Source organism: Methylobacterium indicum (genome assembly GCF_001043895.1).
Classification (GTDB): Bacteria; Pseudomonadota; Alphaproteobacteria; order Rhizobiales; family Beijerinckiaceae; genus Methylobacterium; species Methylobacterium indicum.
Genome location: NZ_JTHF01000250.1, coordinates 1 through 869 on the forward strand (window position 1 = coordinate 1; position 869 = coordinate 869).

1 protein-coding gene is annotated in these 869 nt (G+C 66.3%); it reads right to left on the reverse strand.

Going from position 1 to position 869, the window contains the following annotated elements; all coding sequences use genetic code 11:
- The coding region (locus QR78_RS25700; protein WP_048430440.1) for a replication initiator protein A at window positions 1-644 on the reverse strand (644 nt) is incomplete at its 3' end.
- Window positions 645-869: the final 225 nt, after the last annotated feature.

Genomic DNA, 869 nt, shown 5'->3' on the forward strand with positions numbered 1-869 from the left:
CCCCCCCCCCCCGCCCCGCCGGCATGCTTGCGGGCGATGCGGTAGAGCCAGCGCTCGCGCCCGCCGGTGATGCCGAAATAGGTGGGGTCGATGGCGAGCACGCCGCCATCCATCAGCACGCCCTCGTAGAACCAGTCCGACAGGGTGATCGACATACCCCGGCTGGCATTGGTCTCCTCGTCGATCGTGTCGTCGAAGGCGTCGATCCAGCTGAACTGCCGCTCCTTGCGCTTGGCCTTCTCGGCCCGGATGTTGGTGCGCACCGAGGTCGATTGCAGGCGAAACAGCGCGTCGCGCAGGAGCTTGTACTGGCGCCCGCCGGTCTCGCGGCCGATCCCCTTGAGGAGGTCGTAGGGCATGAAGTGGAGCTTGCGCGGGATGTCGTTGCGGCCCCGTTTCTTCATCTCGCAGATCGTCGAGGCGGCCCAGATCAGGATGTCGGCATCCCAGATCGTCGCCATGCCGTAGGCCTGGTTCGGCAGCACCCGCACCCAGACCGAGCCGTCCGGGCTCGTATAGTCGATTTCTTTCAGGCGCTTCTGCTTGGCGATCGAGAAGAACGGCCGCTCCATCGTCTCCCGTTGGTCGCGGAAGTGCACGAAGGGCACCACCATGTCGATCTGGTCGTTGCGCCGATGGCTCATCGTCACGCCCGTCTTGAGTCCCGCAGCCGTGGGCGCCGGCCCTCGCCGTGCCGGGCCGCTCCCGCCGCCATGCCGTTCCGATCACATCCCATGCCGGCGACGCTAGGACCCGCCCGCCTTCCAAATCGTGGACGAAACAGGGTTTTTCGATCCCGTCCCCGATCCTCTTCAATCGCGGTTAACGGCGAATCCGGATTCCGCCCGCGGCCTTAACCGGTCGCGTCC